This window comes from Wolbachia endosymbiont of Tuta absoluta, from assembly GCF_059414725.1.
Genome location: NZ_JBNRJY010000566.1, coordinates 1 through 341, shown reverse-complemented (window position 1 = coordinate 341; position 341 = coordinate 1). Strand labels below are relative to the sequence as shown.

1 protein-coding gene is annotated in these 341 nt (G+C 30.2%); it reads right to left on the bottom strand.

All coding sequences use genetic code 11. The features are described 5' to 3' along the window. Positions 1 to 171, bottom strand: a 171-nt coding sequence (locus ACJ5GX_RS06370; RefSeq protein WP_495292821.1) for a tetratricopeptide repeat protein, incomplete at its 3' end; no start/stop codon positions are given. Between the last annotated feature and the right edge of the window lie 170 nt (positions 172 to 341).

The following is a 341-nucleotide window of genomic DNA, read 5'->3' as shown; positions in this document are numbered from 1 at the left end:
TTTATTATTGTATGTTCCTGCATAATGAGGATTGATTTGTATGGCTTGGTCATAAAGTTCCAATGCCTCTTCATGTCTACCTAATGCCGCTAAACATGATCCTCTATTAAAGTATATTCCTGCATATGCCTTTTCATCATTATTAGAATCGATTTGATAATTTTCATACATATTTTCATCTCTCTTAGTTTTACTTACCCGTGGCTTCTTGCCACGATGTAGAAGTTAATACGGGATGTTAAAAAAGTCAATCAGGCTACACATATTGTGATATTTTCTATTTTTAATAGCAATAGATCAAAAAACAAAAAAATAATTTTAAGTATCCGTTTAAAATTTTG